This is a genomic window from Anaerococcus lactolyticus ATCC 51172 (assembly GCF_000156575.1).
In the GTDB taxonomy this organism is placed as follows: domain Bacteria; phylum Bacillota; class Clostridia; order Tissierellales; family Peptoniphilaceae; genus Anaerococcus; species Anaerococcus lactolyticus.
The window spans coordinates 1-565 of record NZ_GG666077.1 but is presented as its reverse complement, the minus strand read 5'-3'; the positions used below and the strand labels follow the sequence as shown (position 1 = coordinate 565).

At 28.3% G+C, this 565-nt stretch carries 1 protein-coding gene; it reads right to left on the bottom strand.

The window, feature by feature from the left end; translation table 11 throughout:
* The coding region (locus tag HMPREF0072_RS10330; protein WP_004830361.1) for a recombinase family protein at positions 1 to 419 on the bottom strand (419 nt) is incomplete at its 3' end.
* Between the last annotated feature and the right edge of the window lie 146 nt (positions 420 to 565).

Sequence of the window (565 nt, the reverse complement as noted above, 5' to 3'; positions counted from 1 at the left end):
TTTACCTTATTGGAAATATCTCGGCAATAACTATCATTGATGAAGTTTTTTATAGGAAGTATAAGATGTGTATCGTTTATATCTGCACTTTTACTATCGTAATTGTCATTTACTGATATAAATCTTATACCATTTTCCGGAAATATTCTTTGAATATATTTTCCAGCTTCTATATAATCTCTTCCGAATCTTGATAAGTCCTTTACAATAATTGTATTGAACTTTCTATCATAGGCAGCCTTTATCATTTCTTTAAAATTTGGACGATCAAAATTTGCACCTGAATATCCATCATCAACATACTCTTTGATCATTGTAATTTGATTTTTTCTTGCATAAGAGTTTATAATTTCTCTTTGATTGGATATAGAGTTACTTTCTGTTTTTTCGCCATCTTCTTTTGATAATCTTAAATACATAACTGCCAAATTTTCTTGCTAAATTGTTTTTAAACATAAAAAAGCCTCCTTTAATTCAATTTACATACAATAAATCGAACCAAGGTTAGGCTTCCACAAAAATATTATAACGCTCCTTATATTTTTTGTCAGCCCCTAATAGACAG